15 protein-coding genes are annotated in these 20,678 nt (G+C 53.7%); 12 read left to right on the plus strand and 3 right to left on the minus strand.

Features of this window, described 5'->3' with window-relative positions; genetic code table 11:
• Positions 1-4: 4 nt before the first annotated feature.
• Positions 5-2,530 (plus strand): chemotaxis protein CheA, encoded by a 2,526-nt coding sequence (locus NYE24_RS24920; protein WP_342476938.1) that lies wholly within the window; start codon positions 5-7, stop codon positions 2,528-2,530.
• Here NYE24_RS24920 and NYE24_RS24925 read toward each other — a convergent pair.
• Positions 2,493-3,233: a fused MFS/spermidine synthase gene (locus NYE24_RS24925; RefSeq protein ID WP_342476939.1), complete on the minus strand. Its 741-nt coding sequence runs from the start codon at positions 3,231-3,233 to the stop codon at positions 2,493-2,495. The two genes, NYE24_RS24920 and NYE24_RS24925, sit on opposite strands and share 38 nt — an antisense overlap.
• Before the next feature lie 116 nt (positions 3,234-3,349).
• Complete coding sequence (locus NYE24_RS24930) at positions 3,350-4,702, minus strand: MATE family efflux transporter (protein WP_342476940.1); 1,353 nt, start codon at positions 4,700-4,702, stop codon at positions 3,350-3,352.
• A 133-nt stretch (positions 4,703-4,835) separates the two neighbouring features.
• Here NYE24_RS24930 and NYE24_RS24935 point away from each other — a divergent pair, with 133 nt between their 5' ends.
• Positions 4,836-5,531, plus strand: coding sequence for a TetR family transcriptional regulator (locus NYE24_RS24935; protein ID WP_076161804.1), 696 nt, complete (start codon positions 4,836-4,838; stop codon positions 5,529-5,531).
• Positions 5,532-5,737: 206 nt separating this feature from the next.
• Positions 5,738-8,341 (plus strand): glycoside hydrolase family 2 protein, encoded by a 2,604-nt coding sequence (locus NYE24_RS24940; RefSeq protein ID WP_342476941.1) that lies wholly within the window; start codon positions 5,738-5,740, stop codon positions 8,339-8,341.
• A gap of 421 nt (positions 8,342-8,762) precedes the next feature.
• On the opposite strand, the gene NYE24_RS24945 is transcribed toward NYE24_RS24940, so the two are convergent.
• Entirely contained in the window at positions 8,763-9,680 is a 918-nt protein-coding gene (locus tag NYE24_RS24945; protein ID WP_342476942.1) for a DsbA family protein, read from the minus strand.
• A 115-nt stretch (positions 9,681-9,795) separates the two neighbouring features.
• Between NYE24_RS24945 and NYE24_RS24950 the strand changes: the two genes are divergently transcribed.
• The 9 genes from NYE24_RS24950 to NYE24_RS24990 all read left to right on the plus strand — a co-directional run bounded on the left by NYE24_RS24950 (position 9,796) and on the right by NYE24_RS24990 (position 20,678).
• Positions 9,796-10,140, plus strand: a complete 345-nt coding sequence (locus NYE24_RS24950; protein WP_083678192.1) for a helix-turn-helix domain-containing protein — start codon at positions 9,796-9,798, stop codon at positions 10,138-10,140.
• Positions 10,141-10,261: 121 nt separating this feature from the next.
• Positions 10,262-10,756, plus strand: coding sequence for a CYTH domain-containing protein (locus NYE24_RS24955; RefSeq protein ID WP_036701999.1), 495 nt, complete (start codon positions 10,262-10,264; stop codon positions 10,754-10,756).
• A 97-nt stretch (positions 10,757-10,853) separates the two neighbouring features.
• Positions 10,854-12,242, plus strand: coding sequence for a threonine synthase (gene thrC, locus NYE24_RS24960; RefSeq protein WP_076161800.1), 1,389 nt, complete (start codon positions 10,854-10,856; stop codon positions 12,240-12,242).
• Between the two features lie 1,034 nt (positions 12,243-13,276).
• Positions 13,277-14,263: a Gfo/Idh/MocA family oxidoreductase gene (locus NYE24_RS24965; protein WP_036702003.1), complete on the plus strand. Its 987-nt coding sequence runs from the start codon at positions 13,277-13,279 to the stop codon at positions 14,261-14,263.
• A 49-nt stretch (positions 14,264-14,312) separates the two neighbouring features.
• Positions 14,313-15,188, plus strand: coding sequence for a radical SAM/SPASM domain-containing protein (locus NYE24_RS24970; RefSeq protein WP_036702005.1), 876 nt, complete (start codon positions 14,313-14,315; stop codon positions 15,186-15,188).
• A gap of 113 nt (positions 15,189-15,301) precedes the next feature.
• Entirely contained in the window at positions 15,302-15,976 is a 675-nt protein-coding gene (locus NYE24_RS24975) for a response regulator transcription factor (RefSeq protein WP_036702007.1), read from the plus strand.
• Positions 15,973-17,340, plus strand: coding sequence for a HAMP domain-containing sensor histidine kinase (locus tag NYE24_RS24980; RefSeq protein ID WP_036702009.1), 1,368 nt, complete (start codon positions 15,973-15,975; stop codon positions 17,338-17,340). Before NYE24_RS24975 ends, NYE24_RS24980 begins: the two co-directional genes overlap by 4 nt.
• Before the next feature lie 125 nt (positions 17,341-17,465).
• Entirely contained in the window at positions 17,466-18,404 is a 939-nt protein-coding gene (locus tag NYE24_RS24985; RefSeq protein WP_051494107.1) for an alpha/beta hydrolase, read from the plus strand.
• Positions 18,405-18,575: 171 nt separating this feature from the next.
• Positions 18,576-20,678: a class I SAM-dependent methyltransferase gene (locus tag NYE24_RS24990; RefSeq protein ID WP_342476943.1), complete on the plus strand. Its 2,103-nt coding sequence runs from the start codon at positions 18,576-18,578 to the stop codon at positions 20,676-20,678.

The following is a 20,678-nucleotide window of genomic DNA, read 5'->3' on the forward strand; positions in this document are numbered from 1 at the left end:
ACAGATGAACGAGTTTCATAATATGATGTACTTGGGCGTTTTTCTGGATGAAATGGACGAGCAACTGCGGTATTTGGATGAGGCCCTGCTCATGCTGGAGAGCAAAGGGTATCAGAATGACATTATTCAGAGGATCTTCCGGGTCGCACATACACTTAAGGGCTCATCCGCAGTCATGGGATTCAAGCAGCTTAACCGGCTGACACATCAGATGGAGAGTGTGTTTGAGCTGCTCAGGGGCAGACAGCTTGCTGTAACCTCCGAATTATTGAACATTCTCTTTGACTGCGTAGATTTCATTAAGGAGCTTCGTCAATCCATTCTGAGCGGTACATTGGTGGAGGGGGACACCTCAGAGCTATTGCGCCGGTTAAAAGAGGTGCGGAAGACAGCGGCCGAGTCCCCCGTGCCTGTTACAGAGGGGCTTCCGCAGGGAGGAGCGGGGGCTGCGCCAGATATTATCTTCGATGATATCCGCAAAGAGCAGATCCAGGCGGCCATAGATCAAGGCTCTATGGCTATAGCGGTTCATATTCAACTGGCTGCTGAGGAGCCGATGAAATATGTCCGCGCGAAGCTTGTAGAGGCCAAGCTGCTGGAGAAGGGAGTGGTTGTTGCTACCTACCCGGAACTGGAATGGATCGAGAGGGAGGCGCAGTTCTCCGGTACCATCGCGTATATTCTGCTAACACAGCAATCCCGGCAGGATATTATGGCCAGTCTGCAGGAAATCTCGCAGATTGAAATTATACATACAGATCCTATTACGAAAGCGAACCTCGACACCTTCACCGCAGGAAAAGAGGCGCAAAAAAATAGCGGCTATACGGCCCAGACTGTCCGTGTGGATGTGGAGCGGCTGGAGGGGCTGCTGAATCTGGTAGGAGAGCTGATTATAGATAATACCAGGCTGCACAGTGTCCGTTCCCGATTAAGCGAGCAGTTCAAGAGCAACAGTGATGTTCATCTGCTTAATGATATCGCAGGACACTTGAATATGGTCATCAGCGATCTTCAGGAGGGGATGATGAAGACCCGGATGCTGCCGATGGAGCATCTGTTCGGCCGCTTCCCCCGGATGATCCGGGATTTGGCGCAGAAGTCGGGCAAGGAGATCGAATTCATCATTGAGGGCAATGAGACCGAGCTGGACCGCAGCCTGATTGAGGAGATCAGCGATCCTCTGATTCATATTCTGCGTAACGCGGTGGACCATGGGCTGGAGTCGCCGGAAGAACGTGCAGCTTCGGGCAAGCTGCGGAAAGGGACCATTACTCTGCGCGCAAGCCATCAAGGAAACATGATCGTGATTACGATATCCGATGACGGCAGGGGCATTGATACCGGCAAGGTCAAAGAAGCTGCTGTGCGTAGAGGCTTTGTCACCGCCGAAGAAGTGAAGCGTATGACGGATAAGGAGCTGGTGATGCTGATTTTCCGCTCGGGCATCTCTACAGCCCGTACGGTCACTGATTTATCCGGCCGCGGAGTGGGCATGGATATTGTCAAAGCACATATAGAGAAATTAAATGGCATCATAGATATTGAGACGGCTCCTAATCAGGGGAGTGTATTCACGATCAAGGTCCCGTTGACCCTTGCCATCATCCGCTCCCTGCTGGTGAAGCTGGGGAGCAGCACCTTTGCCATTCCGCTAATTAATGTCATTGAAATATTCAGAATGAAGGCGGAGGATATTGTTACCATTCAGGGACAGGAGGTCTGTCAATTCCGCGATCAGGTGCTTCCGCTTGTCCGTCTGCACCGTATGCTGCAAGTGGAGGAAGAGGAGCATACGGCAGACGGCCGGCTGTTCGTAGTCATTGTCGGCTTCGCGGATAAACGGGTCTGCCTGGTGGTAGATGAGACGATCGGCAATCAGGAGATTGTCATCAAGTCACTGGGAAGCTACATAGGCAGCGTTCCTTATATCGCAGGCTCAACCATACTTGGCGACGGCCGTGTGGCCCATATCCTGGATATAGGTTCAATTGCAAGAGAGACCGGCTCGTCCCACGATACACTGCTGCAAGAGAACATGGTTATGGCAGGGAATCAGGATAGTCAGAGCGAGAAATATATCACCTTCAAGCTGGAGAAGCTGGATTTCGGGATTCCGATCCGTCAAATGAAGGAGATTGTACCGGTTCCCGAGATTCATTCGCTGGTGTCCGCCCCGGCTCATGTCCTGGGGATGATTAATCTGCGCGGACTACTGTTCCCGGTCTATGATATACGTCCTAAGCTCGAAATGGACAGTGGTGAACAGACAGCCGGTTCCCGGATTCTGATCTGTGAGGTGTCGGGACAGGAGGTAGGGGTGTGGGTGGATCAGGTGTCGGCGGTGCAGCTGCTGGCAAGAGAGCATATGGATGAGGCGCCGGATCACATTCTCCAGAACCCGGAAGTGCTGGATGGCGTCTATAAAGACAACCGCCAGTTTATTCATTTGCTGAATTTGGAGAATATATTGGATCTGGATACCTGCGTCATTACCGGTCACGGATCACATGACCCAGCCCTGGTGTGATCTCGCTGAAGCCGGCCATGTGGCGGGACTGGCAGGGGATCGACCGGGCGCTGGCGGTCATGAGGATATTGCAGAGATCAGCCTTGCCCTCTCCCGGAAGCACGAAAGTTCTGGTATATGGATACACTTCACAGAGTGTTGTATGGATGGCACTGATTAAGCGGTCATTGCCGCTGCGGCCCATCAGATTCATGATGATCTGGCCGTGTCCGTTCAGCTTGGCACGGGTAAGGCGGAAGAACTCCAGTGTGGTGAAGTGGGGCGGCGTCCCGGCAGCGGTGAAGGCGTCGACCAGGATGTAGTCATGGCCCTGGTCCGGCGCGGCTTCCAGCAGACTGCGGCCGTCACCGATCAGGACGTTATCCTGCGTGTAGCCAAAGCGGGTTCTGCTGTATTCCACCACCTTCGCGTTCACCTCAGCCACAGTAAACTGCTTCTCGGCGAAATAACCGGCTATCGTACCAATCCCGTGTCCGATCAGGAAGACATGCTCGAAATAAGGATTACCCGCCTCCATCAGATGGATCATCGCCCGGGGATACTCGAAGATCACCCGGCGCGGATGGTCCAGATCCAGTGCGCCCTGAACAGCTTCCCCTGAGAATTGCAGAACCCGGAACCGTCCGGTCTCGCCATATAGCTCGGTTGTATCGTAGACCTCGATGTCCTGAGAGTCGTGGTTAGTAAGGGGTGGTGTGTGCAAGCGGATCAGACTCCTTCTGCAGATGGAATTCGTTACAGCCTTCATAGTAACATAAAGCAGCCGCAGGAAGTTCTTCCTGCGGCTGCTTGTATGGGTCAGAGGCGGCTTAGGTTTACTTAATGTACCAGACTCTCTAGTTCGGGCTGTAGCTTGTGCCGTAGGGCGTACAGCATGGCGGCACCGACCAGGAAGGCAGCGGCATCGGCAATGACCAGCGACCACACCACTCCATGGAAGCCATTCGTCTGGTTGGCGAAGAAGAGCACAGGAATCAGTGTGACCCCTTGAATAATCGACATTACGAACGCGGCTGTTCCCTGCGCGGTAGCTTGGAAGATCCCCATGAACAAGGTGGTCAGCCCTGAAATGAATAAGGACAAGAAGGTGACATGCAGAATGTAGCTGCCCATTTGAATCATTTGCGGGTCCTGGGTGAACAGACCGATCAGATGGTCGGATATCAGATAGACGATGATGCCGAATACGGCAGCCATGGCGGCCATCGCTTTTACCGTGAATCCAATGGTATGCTTCATGCGCAGCTTATCCGCTGTGAATGAGAAGGCAATGAGCGGCACCACTCCCTCGCACAATCCCATCAGAATAAACTCGGGAAATTGCAGCAATCTTGAGGATATCCCGTAAGCGGCTACAGCCGAATCTCCATATTCGATCAGGAACAGGTTGAAGATCAGCGACATGGCTCCCAGAAAGACACTCATGATAAAGACCGGAACGCCGATTTTGAACACATTGCTGAGAATATCCTTGGTGGCCTTGAACCATTTGAAGGAGACTGTGAGGAATTGGCTTTTGTAGCCCATATGGAAGGCATAGTAGGCACTCGCAACCATGTTGGCAACAACCGTTGCCGACGCTACGCCAATTACACCCCAGTGGAGCACGAAGATGACCAGTGCATCGAGCAGGATATTAACCACCACGCTGAGCATCATCCCGATCATGGACACGATGGCTGCACCCTCGGAGCGGACCATATTCTCCAGCGTAAAGAACAACACAACAAACGGCGCGCCAATCAGCATGACTGTGACATAATCCTTCGTGAATCCATAGGAATCCGGCGTTGCCCCCAGACTGTGAAGGATCGGGCCGATCAGCGGCAGACCTGCGGCCATCACGAGGAGGCCAAGCAAGAGACTGCTGTAAAAGGCGAAGGAGGACACTTGCTTGACTTCATCATATTTGTGCTCGCCAAGCAGCCGCGAGATGTAGGTGCCGCTGCCGATCCCCACCAGATTGCCCAGCGCCATAATGATGGCGAACAGCGGTAAGGTCAGGGCGAGTGCGGTCAGCATGGCCGTATTGTGGAGAGTGCCCAGGAAATAGGCATTCAGAATCGAATAGATGACGTTCATGGAGGTGCCTAACATCATGGGCACGGCGAAATGGGCGACGGCTTTGGTGATAGGTGCTTTTTCAAAATAATAAAGGTTTTCGGTATCCATTAGGGATCACTTCTTTCACTGATTTTTGTCAATCTAACGGCGTTAGATTGAACCTTACAGTGTTAGATGATATCATGAACCTAAGAGACTGTAAAGCATAAACTTACACTGTTAGATAAAAGGGCGGATAACGATGAAAAAAGCACAACCTCAAATCTCGGAGGACCGGATTCTGGAAGCTTCATGGGAGCTTCTTAAGGAGGGGGGCATCGAGAAATTCAGCATGCGGCGGCTGGCGGAACGGCTGGGCATTCAGGCTCCCTCGCTGTATTGGTATTTCAAGAGCAAGCAGAACCTTTACCAGCGGCTGGCCAACCACATCTCCAGAGTCATCCTGGAGGAGCACCGCCCGGAGGGCGACTGGAAGGAACAATTGACAGGATTTGCGGTAACGGTACGGAGCGTGCTCAGCCGGTATTCCTGTTCCACCCAACTTATGATGATGACACTGCCCCACGAGCCGGACATTATCCGGTTCAACAACCGGATGCTGCACTGCGTGGAATCCACGCCGCTTGAGGAGGCGCAGAAGGTGCAGGTGGTCACAACACTGGTGAACTTCGTGTTCTTCTTCGTGCTGGACGATTATGAGCATGAGCGAAATGTCGCTATGATGGCTAAGGAACAACAGGAGCCTCCGGGTGAGGAACTGCTTCGCCTGATGGAATCGATGAGCGATAAGGAGGTTGGGTTGTTCCGCAGGATGTTCAAGAACGGACTGTTCGAGCTGCTGGGGACTGACGGGGCCTTTGAATTCGGACTGAGACTGATTCTGCTCGGGACGGAGCAGGTGATTAAGGAGCATGAAGAGCAGCATAAGCAGAAGTAAGCGCAGGGGAAGATAACAAAAATAACAAATGATACATTGGTGACTGGGGCTTAATATAGGGGGGCATGTGTTTGAGGGGTTCGATGAGATGTTTGTTTTGTTTGTATTGTAGCTACTTTGAATATTGTTATTGCTAACATTATTATAACAAAATATAATGAGGGTAGCTAAGCGCCGAAATGCGCAAAAACAGTATAGGAGGAACTATGAAACAACTACAAATCGACCTGTCGAACTGGGAGTTCAGAGCCTGCGGAGATGATGAATGGCTTACGGCTGTGGTACCGGGAACGGTGCATACGGATCTGCTGCGCAATGGCGTTATCGATCAGCCCTTCTATGGAACGAATGAACATGAGCTGCAATGGATTGATAAAAAGGACTGGGAATACAGAACCGGATTTGTATTAGAAGAGGCATGGCAGACGCTGGCGGTAACTGAGCTGGTGTTCGCCGGGCTGGATACGTATGCCGATGTGTATGTGAACGGGGTGCATGCCTTGTCCGCAGACAATATGTTCCTGTCCTGGACCGTGAATGTGAAGGGGCTGCTGCGGACAGGTAAGAATGAGCTCCACATCGTCTTCCGCTCGGTGGTGACTGAGGATCTGCCGAAGCTGGCGGCGCTGGGCTACGCGCTGCCTGCGCCGAATGACCAGTCTGAGTTAGGTGGTCTTCAGGAGCAGCGGATCAGTGTATTTGCCCGCAAAGCGCCGTATCATTACGGCTGGGACTGGGGCCCGCGATTTCTGACCAGCGGAATCTGGCGGGAAGCTATGCTGACGGGCCGTAACGTTGCGGCGATAGAGGATCTGTACATTCGCCAGCATGCAGTGAATGAGCAGGAGGCCCGGCTGACGGCCGTGATTGAAGCGGATGCACCGGAAGCATGGAACGGAATGCTGCGCGTGAGCACTGAAGGGCAGGAATGGATGAAGGCGGTTACGCTCGTTCCGGGCAAGCAGACGATAGAGCTTGAGCTGGTGATTGACCGCCCGCGCCTGTGGTGGTGCAATGGCCTGGGCACGCCGGAGCTGTACCATTTCCGTGCAGAGCTGCTGCAAGAAGCGCAGGCTGTAGCGGTATCGGAGGCAACGACGGGGCTTCGGGAAATGAAGCTGGTGCGTAAGCCGGATGCGCAGGGGGCGTCGTTCCATTTTGAGCTGAACGGGGTGCCGGTCTTCGCCAAGGGTGCTAATCATATCCCGAACGACAGCTTCATTACAGAGGTTACGGAAGAACGTTACCGCCATGAGATAGCCACAGCCGTGGAATCCAATATGAATATGCTGCGGGTGTGGGGCGGCGGATTCTATGAAGAAGAAGTATTCTACCGGCTGTGTGATGAATACGGGCTGCTGGTCTGGCAGGACTTCATGTTCGCCTGCAGCATGTACCCGGGGGATGAGGCGTTCCTGAATAATGTCCGCGCAGAAGCGGTATATAATGTCCGCAGATTGCGCAACCACCCGTGTATCGCGCTCTGGTGCGGGAACAATGAGATTGACTCGGCCTGGTCGCAGTATGAGGAGTACATGGGCTGGGGCTGGAAGGAGAAGCTGAATGCTGAGATCCGCCAGATCTTATGGGCTGCATATGAAGAGATTTTCCACCGGATTCTGCCGGAAGCCGTTGCTGCGAACCATCCGGGTATGGACTACTGGCCGTCTTCACCGCTGCGCGAGCTTACCGGTGGTCAGGATCAGCATGCCACGCGAATTAAGGGTGACGGGGATGTTCACTATTGGGGCGTCTGGCACGCCAAGGAGCCGTTCGAGAACTATAATCTCAAGGTGGGCCGCTTCATGAGCGAATACGGCTTCCAGTCCTTCCCGGAGCTGAAGTCGGTGCTGAGCTATGCAGAGGAAGCAGAGCTGGCGCTGGAATCGAAGGTAATGCTGGCTCATCAGAAGAATGGAGCGGGCAATCAGCTGATTAAGGAGTATATGGATATGTACCTGCCGCAGCCGAAGGATTTCCGGGGCTTCTTGTACATGAGCCAAGTGCTTCAGGCCGAGGCGATCCGCATGGCTATGGAGAGCCACCGCCGCAACAAGCCTTATTGCATGGGCACGCTGTACTGGCAGATGAATGACTGCTGGCCGGTAGCCTCCTGGGCGGGCATGGATTATTACGGGCGCTGGAAGGCGCTGCAATATACGGTGCGCCGCAGCTTCCAGGAGGTACTGCTGTCTGTAGACAGCACGGACGGGGAGAGCGTCAAGGTCTATGGGGTGTCTGACCGGAGGGAAGCCTTGGACGCAGAGCTGGTGCTGCGGCTGCATGATATCAGCGGCGTACTGCTGCGTGAGTGGTCGCAGCCGGTAACCCTTGCTGCGGATTCGTCAGCTGTGATCTTCACGCTGCCGCTGGCCGAAGTGCTGGAGGGCCGCGAGCCGGCTAGTGTGCTGCTGGTGGCCTCGCTGCTGGAGAGCGGGCAGATGGTGGAGCAGGGGACAGAGGCAAGGCAGGTGCAGGAGCAAGGACCGGAGACAAAACAAGTGCTGGAGCGCAAGGAGCATTACTTCGCGGCTGCCAAGGATATTCCGCTAAGCCAGCCGGTTATCACGGTGACAGAGGTACCGGGCAGCGGCGGGCAGAGCTTCACGCTGAGCAGCGATGTGCTGGCGCGGGGGGTTCATCTGACTGTAGAAGAAGAGGGCATCTTCTCCGATAATTACTTCGATCTGCTGCCGGGCGAGCCGAAGACGGTGGAGTTCTCGCTTAGAAGCAGCGGCAATGGAGGGGGCGACTTCATTCCGGCAGCTCCGACGGGGCTTGTGATCCGCTCGATGGCGGATTATATCTAATCAAGAACTCTCACGCAGATGCAGACACTTCCGCAACCGTGGACTTGCCCGCCACTGTGATTCCGCCGCAGCGGGGATTGGTGCTAGAGTCACCTCTGGGGCCGTGGCTCCCCTCACCCTCAGCTGGCCTTGCGGGCTGACATGACCTTATTTGCTCATAAACTAACCTGATTTCTGTTCTTGCGGACTCAGAAGACCTTATTGTCTTCCGGACTGGCCGTTTCAAGGTGAAATTGCACGAATAGGGGCCCCTGAGTCCGAATGATAGTGAAAATCGGCTATTTAAGCCGGATAGCGGATTCTCAGTCCGCCATGAGCTGGGCATCATGCTTGGGTATATGGACATTATGATTCAGGATCATCCAACAAACAGCGGTCCTCCAATGACGGGGGACCGCTGTTTTTGAATACCCAGCCGTCTTCAGGCCGGTTCGATGAACATCTCACCCAGAATCTGCCGGGTGCGGTATGAATGCGCGGGAAGCGCAGCAGCGGTGAAGGCCTCCACCTCATCCTGCCCGATATCGTACATGGCCTCGATTTCTCTGGAGAAGAGAAGATGTCCTTCGGCCAGCAGCTCCGGCATAGCCGGTAGAGCAGCAGGAGCAAGAGGCTCAGGGATAAGCTGCTGCAAGGCGTCCACGTAGTTTTGCAGGGTACGGGACCCGACGAGCTTGATGCCTTGGTTCTCTTCATTGACCATGACAAGGGTCGGGAAGCCGCGTACGCCGAGCCGGGCTACCTTCTGGAAATCCTCCTCCAGCAGTTCCTGTGCCGCTTCCAGTCCTGCGGCCTGAACGATGTCATCGCCCGGTAATCCCAGACTATTCACAATATCCGTGAGTACCTCGTCTTCCCCGATATTCCGGTTGAAGACGAAGACTGCTTCTCTCGCGCTCCGCAAGTAGGCCAGCTCCTTCCCCGGATGTCTCTGCTGGATAACCTTGAATACTCTGGAGGGCGGATAAGAGGACATAATCGGATTGTGGAGCCATAGGGTGCCGTCAATAGGCATGCGGTAATGCTCTCCGACTTCCTTCCAGTGCCCCGCTACATCGGCTGGCTGCTGTATTCCATTCGCCTTGTCAGCAAAGCCATTCCAACCCGCTAATAACCCGCCCATTAGAGGCTGTAGTTCAAAGTACTTGCCATATTGCTGAATAAACCGGTTCAGGGTAGGCTCGATGGCCCAGCAGTGTGAACAGATCGGATCTGTCGCATAATAGAGAGTAACTTTGGGCTGTGGCTGCGGATTGAAATCTATAATTTGCGTATGCTCCTCGTCGCTGACCCCGCATACACCTGTCTTCAGATCACAGATCATAGGATTTGTATTCATAGCTGTTTACCTCACTTTCTTTTTTATAGTATGATTATAATATCTGGAATCAGATTAACAAGTACTATTGTTTTTAATACCTGGTATATAAAATATACTTACGGAGGAATCCCCTATGAAATATGAGGTCGACTTAACGCAGATGTGCCCCGCCACCTTTGCTTTTCATGTCATCAGCGGGAAGTGGAATCTGCCTATCCTTGCTTTATTGAGTGAAGAGGGGCCGATCCGGTATAACGAGCTAAAAAGAAGGCTGAACGGCATCACCGGAACCACGTTAACGAACTGTCTCAAGGATCTTATCGACCACGGGATTATCCATCGTGAGCAATATCATGAGGTGCCTCCGCGCGTCGAATATTCGCTGACCCCCTCCGGGCAGGAGCTGGTCCCGTTAATTGAAGAGATCGTAGCCTGGGGAGCCAAAAACATTTATGTCCCGGGAGCAGGAAAGGCATAGGAATATTTTCCCCGTGAATCTGTTCCCTCCGGTTGACTTGCGTATGACCCGCCCCTATGATGATAAATAATATGTAACACTAACGCTCGCACAAAGCTCGCACACAGAGGAGAGAAACAGCATGGCTATGGAGATTGAACGCAAATTCCTGCTGCCGGAATACCCGGAGCGGCTGATTGAAGAAGGACAGCTGAAGGTGCTGACCCGTCACAGTATTGACCAGACCTATCTTGCGATTGAGGACGGGCAGGAGCTGCGGGTGCGAAAGATCACGGATCTGGACACGGGTGAGGTAACTTACACGCATACGTTCAAGGATGGCAAGGGCATCAGCCGCCAGGAGATTGAATATTCCATTTCCGCAGGCTTGTATAACCAGATGATTGAGGCTGTGAAGGCGATCCCGTTGGTCAAAACCCGCATTACAGGCGTATGGAACGACACTACGGTGGAGATTGATCTCTACACCCAGCTGGAGCTTACGGTGCTTGAGGTTGAGTTCGATTCGCTGGAGGAGGCGGAAGGCTTCGCTGCCCCGGAATGGTTCGGCCTGGATGTCAGCACAGAGAAGAAGTACAGTAACAAAACCGTCTGGAAAGAGCTTCAGGGCAAATAGCTCCGGGGCCTTAATCTTATAGAATCAGCGGACTTTAACGCGTAAACGTGGTACTATGTACAGTAAATAAAGAGGGGTTCAGGAGGATGAGACGGGTATGGAGTATATAAGCACAAGAGGCAAGGTAGCGGCCAGAGGCTTTATTGATACAGTTCTGATGGGGCTGGCGGATGACGGCGGGTTGATGGTGCCGGCTGAGATTCCGGTGATTTCCCCGGAGAAGCTGGAGGAATGGAGAAGCCTGAGCTTTCAGGAGCTGTTCCTTGAGATTTTCTCCTACTATACCAATGACGAAATTCCTTATGAAGATCTGCGCTCGATGGTCTACACCAGCTATGGCAACTTCCGCGCTCCGGAAGTTACGCCGCTGCACCGGGTGAACGATTCTCTATACGTGCTGGAGCTGTTCCATGGGCCGACGTTTGCCTTCAAGGATGTGGCGCTGCAGTTCATGGGCGAGCTGTATTCCTATATTGCCAAGGTGCGCGGTGAGATCATCCATATTCTCGGGGCTACCTCCGGCGATACCGGAGCGGCTGCGATTCAAGGAGTGCGCGGCAAAGAAGGGATCAAGATCTGTATCCTTCATCCGCACGGCAAGGTCAGCAAGGTACAGGAACTGCAAATGACCACCGTAGATGACAGCAACGTGCTGAATCTGTCTGTAGAAGGCAACTTCGACGATTGCCAGAAGATTATCAAGGAGCTGTTCGCCGATCTCGACTTCAAGGGACGGTATCACCTGCGGGCAATTAACTCCATTAACTTCGTGCGCATTCTGGCGCAGACGGTCTATTATTTCCATGCTTATCTGCAGCTTCCGGGAAGCGATCAGAAGAAGGTCAACATCAGCGTGCCTTCGGGTAACTTCGGTAATATTTTCTCAGGCTACCTGGCGCAGAAAATGGGTCTGCCGATCCACAAGCTGATCATCGCCACCAATGAGAATAACATCCTCGAACGGTTCGTGGTTACCGGTGAATACAAGCCGGGCAGCTTCACGGGCACCTACAGCCCGTCAATGGATATCCAGGTGGCGAGCAACTTTGAGCGCTATCTGTATTATCTGCTGGATGAGGATGCAGAGAAGCTGTCCGGGTACATGGCAGCCTTGCAGAGTGAGGGCGCAATTAAGGTGGAGGGCGAACTGCTGGCCCGGGTACAGGCGGATTTCTCCGCGCTGGGCGTGAAGAACGCACAGTGTCTGGAGATCATCAGCAAGTACCAGCAGGAATCCGGCTATCTGCTCGACCCGCATACGGCATGTGGCGTAGCCGCTTACGAGAAGTTCAGTGCGCCGGATGAGATAAGCATTGCTTACGCTACAGCGCATCCGGCCAAGTTCGACGAGGCGATTGCCTTGACCGGCATCAAGCAGGAGTTCCCGGCGCCGATCGCCGCCCTGTTCGAGCTGCCGCAGCATCAGGTCGTGGTCGATCATGACAAGGCGGAGATTGTGCGCCAGCTTGTGGCTTTTTACGGATAAAATAGCGAGCCGGGGCCAGACTGGCCCGTCCGCATTATGAAGACAGCCCCCGCCGGGATGAGCGGGGGCTGTTTGCTGTCGCTCGTATTGTGGGACACTGGATAGTGGGCGCACTGTTCGCTGTCGCTCGTATTGTGGGACACTGAATAGTACGCTCCGCTGTCCTCTCGTAGCGCATCAGTTGTGAATCTGTGAGAAGGATGTTAACTAATTGCTTACTGAGGGGTTTGTGTACCTTTTTGAAGGTGCGAGTGGGTAAATGCTTAAATGCAATCTGTACAACTAAATCGCCTGATTTGCCACTAAATTTCTGTTTAGCTGTATTTGGTGCAATTAAAAAATCTCTATAACTGCGTTCTCGCCCATTCGGGTGATTGCATTATGGGCAATAGAAAGTCTCCAAAACACCTCGAAAATCGCTTCTATTGTATTTGATACAGCAGATTTATGGGAGAAGGCCTGCTACAGGCTCAAACTGCTAATTTTATTGTACGAAATACAGCAGAATGGCAAAACGGGGGCTTTACACGCGATTCTATTGTACGAAGTACAATTGCAGGCTCGGCTGTTAAAGTTAATGCAAGGCTAGTTGGAGTGGAATGGCTCTGTTGAAGTTAATGCAAGGCTAGTGGAGTGGAATGGCTCGGTGGGAGTTAATGCAAGGTTCGTTGAAGTAGAATGGCTCCACTGTGGGGTATGATTCTGCCTGGGGTTAATGCATGGATTCCAGGAGGTAACGGCTGGATCAATGGTCTCATAGTCTGAGAGGTGTTGGCCGAATGAAGGTGAATTCTGTGCTTATCCTCAGGTGCTTTTTTTCACAAGCGAAATCTAGCGGAATTTGTCGGAAATTACGGTATATAAGTGGACATACCTATCATGGAATGAGAAAATAGCAGGTATAGCTGACATTTCAAGTGGACACGGCTTTGCCATCCTTTTAGAGGACGCTACCGTTTCGGCATGAAATAGAAGGATAATGTATAACGTGAACATATAAATTCTATATATTTTGAAAAAGGACGGGATCATTCATGACTATTCGTTTCGGGGTTGTAGGGACTAACTGGATTACAGACCGCTTTGTGCAGGCGGGACTTGAGAATGAGGAGTTTCTGCTTACGGCCGTGTATTCCCGCACAGAGGAGAAGGGACAGGCTTTTGCCGCCAAGTATGCCGGGGCTTCGATCTATACGGATCTGGAGGCGATGGTATCAAGCGCAGAGGTGGACGCGGTCTATATCGCCAGCCCCAACTCGATGCATGCGGAGCATTCATTGATCTGTCTGAACCACGGCAAGCATGTGATTTGTGAGAAGCCGGCGGCCTCCAACAGCCGGGAGCTGAAGGAGATGATTGAAGCGGCGCGCCGCAATGATGTGCTGTTCATGGAAGCGATGAAATCCACGTTCATGCCGAATTTTGGTGTGATCCGGGATAATTTATATAAGCTAGGCCAAGTCCGGCGCTACTTCGCAGGTTATTGTCAATACTCTTCGAGGTATGATGCTTACCGTCAGGGGACGGTGCTGAACGCGTTCAATCCTGAATATTCTAACGGCTCTCTGATGGATTTGGGCATCTACTGCCTGTATCCGATGGTGGTCTTGTTCGGCAAGCCGGATACAGTGAAGGCGGCAGGCCTGATGCTTGCTTCGGGTGTGGACGGAGAAGGCAGTATGGTGATGCGCTACCCGGACATGGGGGCGGTCATTATGCATTCCAAGATTGCGGACTCCTATCTGCCTGCCGAGATTCAGGGAGAGAACGCAACAATGGTTATCGACAAGATTAACCAGCCCTATCAGGTCAAAATCCACTACCGCGACGGAACCGTCGAGGAGCTTACGCTCCCGCAGGTGTATGAGGCAATGTACTATGAGGTTGAGGAGTTCATTCATCTGCTGAAGAGCGGGCAGCGGGAGAGCGCGACCAACAGCCACGCCAATTCCCTGGCGGTGGCAGAGCTGATGGAAGAGGCGAGGGCCCAGATCGGCCTGCGGTATGCTTCGGATCTCTAGCGTAACGGGCAGCCTGGCCTGCATTATATATTGAAATGGGGAGCGGAACTTGAAGACGTTCAAAAAGGTGTACATCGAGATCACAAGCGTCTGCAACCTGGCCTGCAGCTTCTGTCCGCCCACGGAGCGGCAGAAGAACTTCATGAAGCTGGAGACGTTTGGTACCATTCTTGATGAGATCAAACCGCATAGCAATCATATCTATCTGCATGTCAAAGGCGAGCCGCTGCTGCATCCGAAACTGGGCGAGCTGCTGGATGCCGCACACGCCAAGGGCTTCAAGGTTAACATTACGACCAACGGCACGCTAATCCGTAAGGCGGGGCCGAAGCTGCTCGGCAAGCCGGCGCTGCGGCAGATGAACTTCTCGCTGCACAGCTTCGACGGCCATGCAGGCTCGGAGAACCGTGAAGGTTATCTTACAGAGATTATCCAGTTTGTCCGGGAGATCTCAGCTCAGGGCGTTATTGTCTCGTTCCGGCTTTGGAATCTGACAGAGGACAACCGGACGAATCTGGAGAAGGAGCGTAACCGCGAGACACTGGCTCTGCTGGAGGAGGCCTTCGGACTCGACTACAGGATCGAGGAGAAGGTCATCCCCGGCAGCGGCGTGAAGATTGCCCCGCGTGTGTACCTGAACCAGGACCACGAGTTCAGATGGCCCGCACTGCATGAGCCGGAGGATGACGGCAAGGGCTTCTGCCATGCGCTGCGCAGCCAGGCGGCGGTCCTGGTAGACGGCACCGTTGTGCCGTGCTGTCTGGATGGCGAAGGGGTGATCAACCTCGGCAATATTCATGAGCAACCGTTCTCCGAGATTGTCGAGGGGGAACGGGCGAATAATCTGTTCTATGGCTTCTCCCGCCGGGAGGCCGTGGAGGAGCTGTGCCGCAAATGCGGTTACCGGCAGCGGTTCGGCACCTAGCCGGAGCGCGAGGCCGGAGTGGATGCTAGTGCAGTGCATACCGGCAAGGCAGCAGGGTGATGCTAGAGGGAATAGAGATTTATAAGGCCGGATCATACGAAAAGAGGGAATAGATGCCTACTATACTTGTTGCAGACGACGATGCGAATATCCGCGAGCTTGTCTGCCTATTTCTGCGCAATGACGGTTTCGATACCGCTGAAGCGTCAGACGGCCAAGAGGCGCTGGCGGTCTATGCCAGAACACATGTGGATCTGGTCATCCTGGATATTATGATGCCGGTGATGGACGGCTGGGCGCTATGCAAGGAGCTCCGCAGAGCGGACCCGGAGCTGCCGCTGTTAATGCTGACGGCAAAGGGGGAGACCTGGGAGAAGGTGAAGGGCTTCGAGCTGGGAACCGATGATTATCTGACCAAGCCCTTCGATCCGCTGGAGCTGACGGTCCGCGTCAGAGCCTTGCTGAAACGCTCGGGAATCGGCAAGTCGCATACGATCCGTATCGGAGAGGTGATGCTGGACCGGCAGACCTACAAGGTGATGAACGGGACAGAAGCGCTGTCCCTGCCGCTTAAGGAGTTCGAGCTGCTCTATAAGCTGGCTGGAACACCGGGACAGGTCTATACCCGCGAGCAGTTGATCGACCAGATCTGGGGGATCGATTACGCCGGGGATGACCGGACGATAGATGTACATATCAAGCGTCTGCGTGAACGGTTTGCGGCTTCGCCGGATTTTCGGATCGAGACTGTCCGCGGTCTGGGCTACCGGCTTGAGGTTACTGAATGATCAAATCCCTCTATACCCGAGTGGTCCTGACCTTCCTGGTCTCCGTGATCGGGGGGACAGTGATCTCCTTCAATCTGGCGATCTGGATATATAAAGACGAATTGAACGAGAATCTGCAGGTTCCCTTGCTGCGCTTCGGACAAGATATCGTACGGATCTATAAGAGCTTTCCGCTGAACGAAGCCAACGAGTTCGTTGCAGGCATGAATCAGCTTGAGACCTATCATGTGCGGATTTATGATGAGAACGGCGGGGTTCAGTCTTATGGCGGTCCAGAAGGGATGAAGCTGGAGACCGTGACTGAAGCGCAGGTCCAGCAGGTGCTGGCAGGCGGAATTGTGCAGGTCAATCCGACAGGCATCTCCACCAGCCTCCTAGGGCTGCAATTAACTACGGATACGGAAAAAAAAGCCTTGTTCGTAGAGCCTGTCGGCCCCCCCTCTTCCGCCTTTGTGCTGAAATGGCTGGTGTATTTCGTGGTGTATTCGCTGATCTCCGGCAGTCTTGTGATCCTGGTGGCGGCCATGTTCCTGGTCCGACCGATTAAGAAGCTGACCAATGCGACGCGCAAGATCGCAGCCGGAGACTTCAACGTGAAGCTGAATATCAAGCAATCGGGAGAGCTGGGTGCCCTCGCGCGCAGCTTCGAGGAGATGATGCATGATCTGCAGCAGCTGGAGCAGATGCGCCGTGACTTCGTGTCGAATGTATCTCATGAGGTGCAGTCGCCGCTGACCTCCATCTCCGGCTATGCCCTGGCACTGAAGCAGATGAATATTCCTGAGAGCGAGCGGGGCCGCTATCTCGATATCATCATCGGGGAAGCCGAACGGATGTCCAAGATGAGCGACAGCCTGCTGAAGCTGAGCCTGCTGGAATCGCAGTCCCAGCAGCTCCGGTTCACCACCTTCAGCCTGGATGAACAGATCCGGCGCGTGATCGTTGCTCTTCAGCCGCAATGGTCGGCCCGGCGCATCAACTTCGATCTTCAGCTGACGGCTGCCGTGCTCACGGCGGATTATGACCTGTTGAGCCAGGTATGGACGAACCTGTTGGGCAACAGCATCAAGTTCTCCGGGGATGGGGGAGTAATAAGTGTCCATACGAAGCAAGATAATAAAAGTGTGACCGTTCGTGTATCCGATACCGGCATCGGGATCGCCCCCGAGGACCAGAAGCGGATCTTCGAACGCTTCTTCAAGGCGGACCGCTCCCACAGCAACAAGTATAACGGCAGCGGGATGGGGCTGGCGATCGTGAAGCAGATCGTGCTGCTTCACCAAGGAGATATCCGGGTCGAGAGTGAGCTTGGCGCAGGCACAAGCTTCATTGTAACGCTGCCGCTGAATATACCGGCGAATTAAGTTTGTTTCTCCCGTTCATCCTCCGTTCATATTACCGTCACGGAGAGTACATTTTCATTATATATACTATCCTTAGCTCCTCATCAAGGCAGCACATCCGATTCATAAGGACAGGTGATTGTATAATGAAAAAAGGACTCAGAATTCTGCTTAAATCTATAGCGGCATTGCTGATTGTGATCGTGTTATTTTTTGCCGTAGTATTTGTGGTCAATATCATCAGCAGCAAATCGGAGCTGAAGAAGATTGATCAGTACGGTCAGCTTGTGCCAGTCGATGGTAAGAAGATGAATGTACTCATCCAGGGATCGGGTGAGGAGACCGTGGTGCTGCTGACGGGGTATGGCACCGGGGCGCCCGCACTTGACTTCAAACCGCTGGTAGACGAGCTGTCCCCTAACTACAAAGTAGTCGTTGTGGAGCCGTTCGGCTATGGCTTAAGTGACCGGACAGATAAGGAACGGACCTCGGACAATATCGTCAGTGAGATTCATGAAGCGTTGCAGCAGCTTGGGATCAAACGTTACACGCTCATGGGTCATTCCATCGCCGGCATCTACGGGCTGGATTATGTGAACAAGTATAAGGATGAAGTGCAGGCTTTTGTAGGAATTGACAGCAGTGTGCCGAACCAAGGGGGATTGGACGATAAAATACCGGTGGGGACGCTGAAGTTCCTCGACAAATCCGGCATTATGAGATTGTTCCAAAAGATAGGCCCCGACCCGTATGCCGGGCTTCCGTTCGACGAGCACACCAAGCAGCAGATGAAAATGATCGCCACAAAGAACTTAAACAATGACACTGTCATGAATGAGATCGACCATTTCAAGGAGAATTTCACAGCAGCCCAGGCGCTGGCCTTCCCCAAAGAGCTTCCGCTGCTGCTCTTCATACAGTCGAATAATACCGACGTTGAAGGCTGGATGAAGCTGCATGAGGAGCAGGTGAAGGATTCCGTGTACGGTAAGCTGGTGCCGCTCGAAGGCGGTCATTATCTGCACCATACGCTGTCCAAAGAGATTGCCAAGGATTACAGAGAATTCATGGCAGGAGTGAAATGAGCGGAATCTGATTCCCGGCCATAGATCTGATACAATTGAACAAGAGCTCTCCGTAGCCGCAAGCTTCTATCCAGAAGCTTGCGGTTTGTTCAATTCGTCAGAGCTTCTGATTCAAACCTGAAGTACATGGGCTATTGTATATAGATTGCTATTACATAGGGAGGCATGCAAATGCTGAAATCATTACGGGCTATAGAGGCATATCGTGAAGGAGGGTGGCCTGCCGGAGAAGGCTATCCATGGCTGGAGTCCATCGTGCAGGCGGAGCAGACGATTGTGAACCTGGAGCGGGTAGAATCGCTGCAGTCGCTTGCGCAGCAGAATCCGGTGCTGGATTATGTGGAGCGGAGCCTGCGGGTGCTGGACAGTCTGCCGCTGTCGTATTGGATCAAGGAGCTGGCCGAGGAGACGCTGATCTGGTCGGAGACGGCTAAGGGCGGGACTCTCCGTCAGCGCCGGAGCTGGCAGGAAGAGGGCATTAATATTTTCGTTCATAATATCGGCTCCGCGGAGTTGTACCGGCGGTATGCGGAAGGGTTGAAGCAGGACGAGGCAGGCTCTGCGGAGAAGAGACGGGTGATACATACGCTGATTGAGACTCATGGGCTGATTGGACAGCAAATCCGCGGCGAGGTTCCGCCTTCCGTCAATCTTCCGTTGTCCGCACTGGTGGAGCAGGGACTGCTGGGCGCAGAAGAGCTGGAGCGGCTTCTGTTCGCGCTGAATCACTGCATCATTGCTGCGGTGTCCCCGGAGCTGTGGCAGGAGGTCCGCCTGCAGGTCATGGAGCTGATTGCTGTAATTGCTTCAGGGAATCTGCAGCCTGAGGTCCCGATGAAGGAGCGTCTGCGGAGAATGCGCGCCGGGTCCATTGCGCAGGGGGAGGATTACGAGACGGAGTGGGACGGGCTGGTGCAGGAGGGCTTCCTCCCAGCTGCGCTGGAGCCGCTGCAGCCTGCCACCTTCTGGTATGTGGAATCGGCGCTCCAGACCTTCTCGCTGGAGCAGTTCCTGAAGGTCATGAGTCTGGTGGCCGGCAGCAGCCCGCTGCAGCTAAGCCAGCTAAGCCATCTCAGCTTCGAGGCGGTCATGAACAGTATTCATTATGATTACAAGGGCAGCAAGAAGATCAATGTCTATAAAAAACGGATTATTGAGAAGTATCTCTCGGAGCTTGGCTGGGAGGAGATCTACAGCGGCGTGAAGCCTTCCGGCGGCAACCCGCATCTTACGCACCGGCTGCTGGGTAAGGAGCATCTGCCGGATACGCTATTCTTCCAGTTCGAGTTCTCAGCGGCAGCGGAGAAGCTGATTGAGTTCTGCATAGAGGCCGAGAAGTCGGCGCTGTATGAACGGGCGGTCCTGCTGCTGTTCGACCTGTTCGATCTGCGGAGGGACGCCTTTGACCGCTTCCACAATGAGGACACGTACTTAAGCCAGATGAATGATACGGCTGACTATAAGGCAGTGATTCTGGACTACGTTACCGGACGGAAGGTGCTGGACATCGGCCCCGGCGGCGGGGTGCTGCTCGATCTGATTGAGGAGCGGATGCCGGAGGTAGTGCCTGTGGGGATTGATATCTCAAGCAATGTGATTGAAGCGCTGCGGCAGCGCAAGCAGCGGGAGGACCGCCGCTGGGAGGTGCTCCAGGGCGATGCGCTGAACCTGAAGGATTACGTGGAGCGGGGCACGGTGGACACGGTGATTTTCTCATCGATTCTGCATGAGCTGTATTCTTATGTGCCGCTGGACGGCCGGAAGTTCAATCACGGCACGGTGGCGGCAGCGCTGACCAGTGCCTTCGATGTATTGGCAGATGGAGGAACGATTATTATCCGCGACGGCATTATGAGTGAGCCGGAGGAGCAGCAGCGCCGGGTGCGGTTTCTGGAGGCGGACGGTATGGCGTGGCTGGAGCGGTACGCGAAGGATTTTGCCGGTCGGAATATCCGTTATGAACAGCTTGGCGAACAGGAGGTTCTGATGCCGGTAAATGATGCGATGGAATTCCTCTATACCTACACCTGGGGAGAGGAAGCCTACATTCATGAGGTTCAGGAGCAGTTCGGTTATTTCACACCCTCGCAGTACGCCGCATTCATTCAGCAGACGCTTGGGGACCGGGCCAAGATAGAGGTCTTCCGTCATTATTTGCAGGAGGGATATACGGAGGCGCTGGAGGACCGGGTTAAGATTATGGGTGAGAGCGGAGAGCCTGTGCCGCTTCCGGACAGCACCTGCTTTATTGTGATCCGTAAGGAGGCAGGCTAA

The sequence above is a fragment of the Paenibacillus sp. FSL H7-0350 genome, from assembly GCF_038593195.1.
Classification (GTDB): domain Bacteria; phylum Bacillota; class Bacilli; order Paenibacillales; family Paenibacillaceae; genus Paenibacillus_AQ.

Bases quoted from the DNA above. Each gene is read 5' to 3' on its own strand.
- NYE24_RS24940 (WP_342476941.1), top strand. From the start codon at position 5,738: ATGAAACAACTACAAATCGACCTGTCGAACTGGGAGTTCAGAGCCTGC.
- NYE24_RS24945 (WP_342476942.1), bottom strand. From the start codon at position 9,680: ATGAATACAAATCCTATGATCTGTGATCTGAAGACAGGTGTATGCGGG.
- NYE24_RS24990 (WP_342476943.1), top strand. From the start codon at position 18,576: ATGCTGAAATCATTACGGGCTATAGAGGCATATCGTGAAGGAGGGTGG.
- thrC (WP_076161800.1), top strand. From the start codon at position 10,854: ATGGAGTATATAAGCACAAGAGGCAAGGTAGCGGCCAGAGGCTTTATT.
- NYE24_RS24935 (WP_076161804.1), top strand. From the start codon at position 4,836: ATGAAAAAAGCACAACCTCAAATCTCGGAGGACCGGATTCTGGAAGCT.
- NYE24_RS24965 (WP_036702003.1), top strand. From the start codon at position 13,277: ATGACTATTCGTTTCGGGGTTGTAGGGACTAACTGGATTACAGACCGC.
- NYE24_RS24930 (WP_342476940.1), bottom strand. From the start codon at position 4,702: ATGGATACCGAAAACCTTTATTATTTTGAAAAAGCACCTATCACCAAA.
- NYE24_RS24950 (WP_083678192.1), top strand. From the start codon at position 9,796: ATGAAATATGAGGTCGACTTAACGCAGATGTGCCCCGCCACCTTTGCT.
- NYE24_RS24920 (WP_342476938.1), top strand. From the start codon at position 5: ATGAACGAGTTTCATAATATGATGTACTTGGGCGTTTTTCTGGATGAA.
- NYE24_RS24980 (WP_036702009.1), top strand. From the start codon at position 15,973: ATGATCAAATCCCTCTATACCCGAGTGGTCCTGACCTTCCTGGTCTCC.
- NYE24_RS24985 (WP_051494107.1), top strand. From the start codon at position 17,466: ATGAAAAAAGGACTCAGAATTCTGCTTAAATCTATAGCGGCATTGCTG.
- NYE24_RS24955 (WP_036701999.1), top strand. From the start codon at position 10,262: ATGGCTATGGAGATTGAACGCAAATTCCTGCTGCCGGAATACCCGGAG.
- NYE24_RS24975 (WP_036702007.1), top strand. From the start codon at position 15,302: ATGCCTACTATACTTGTTGCAGACGACGATGCGAATATCCGCGAGCTT.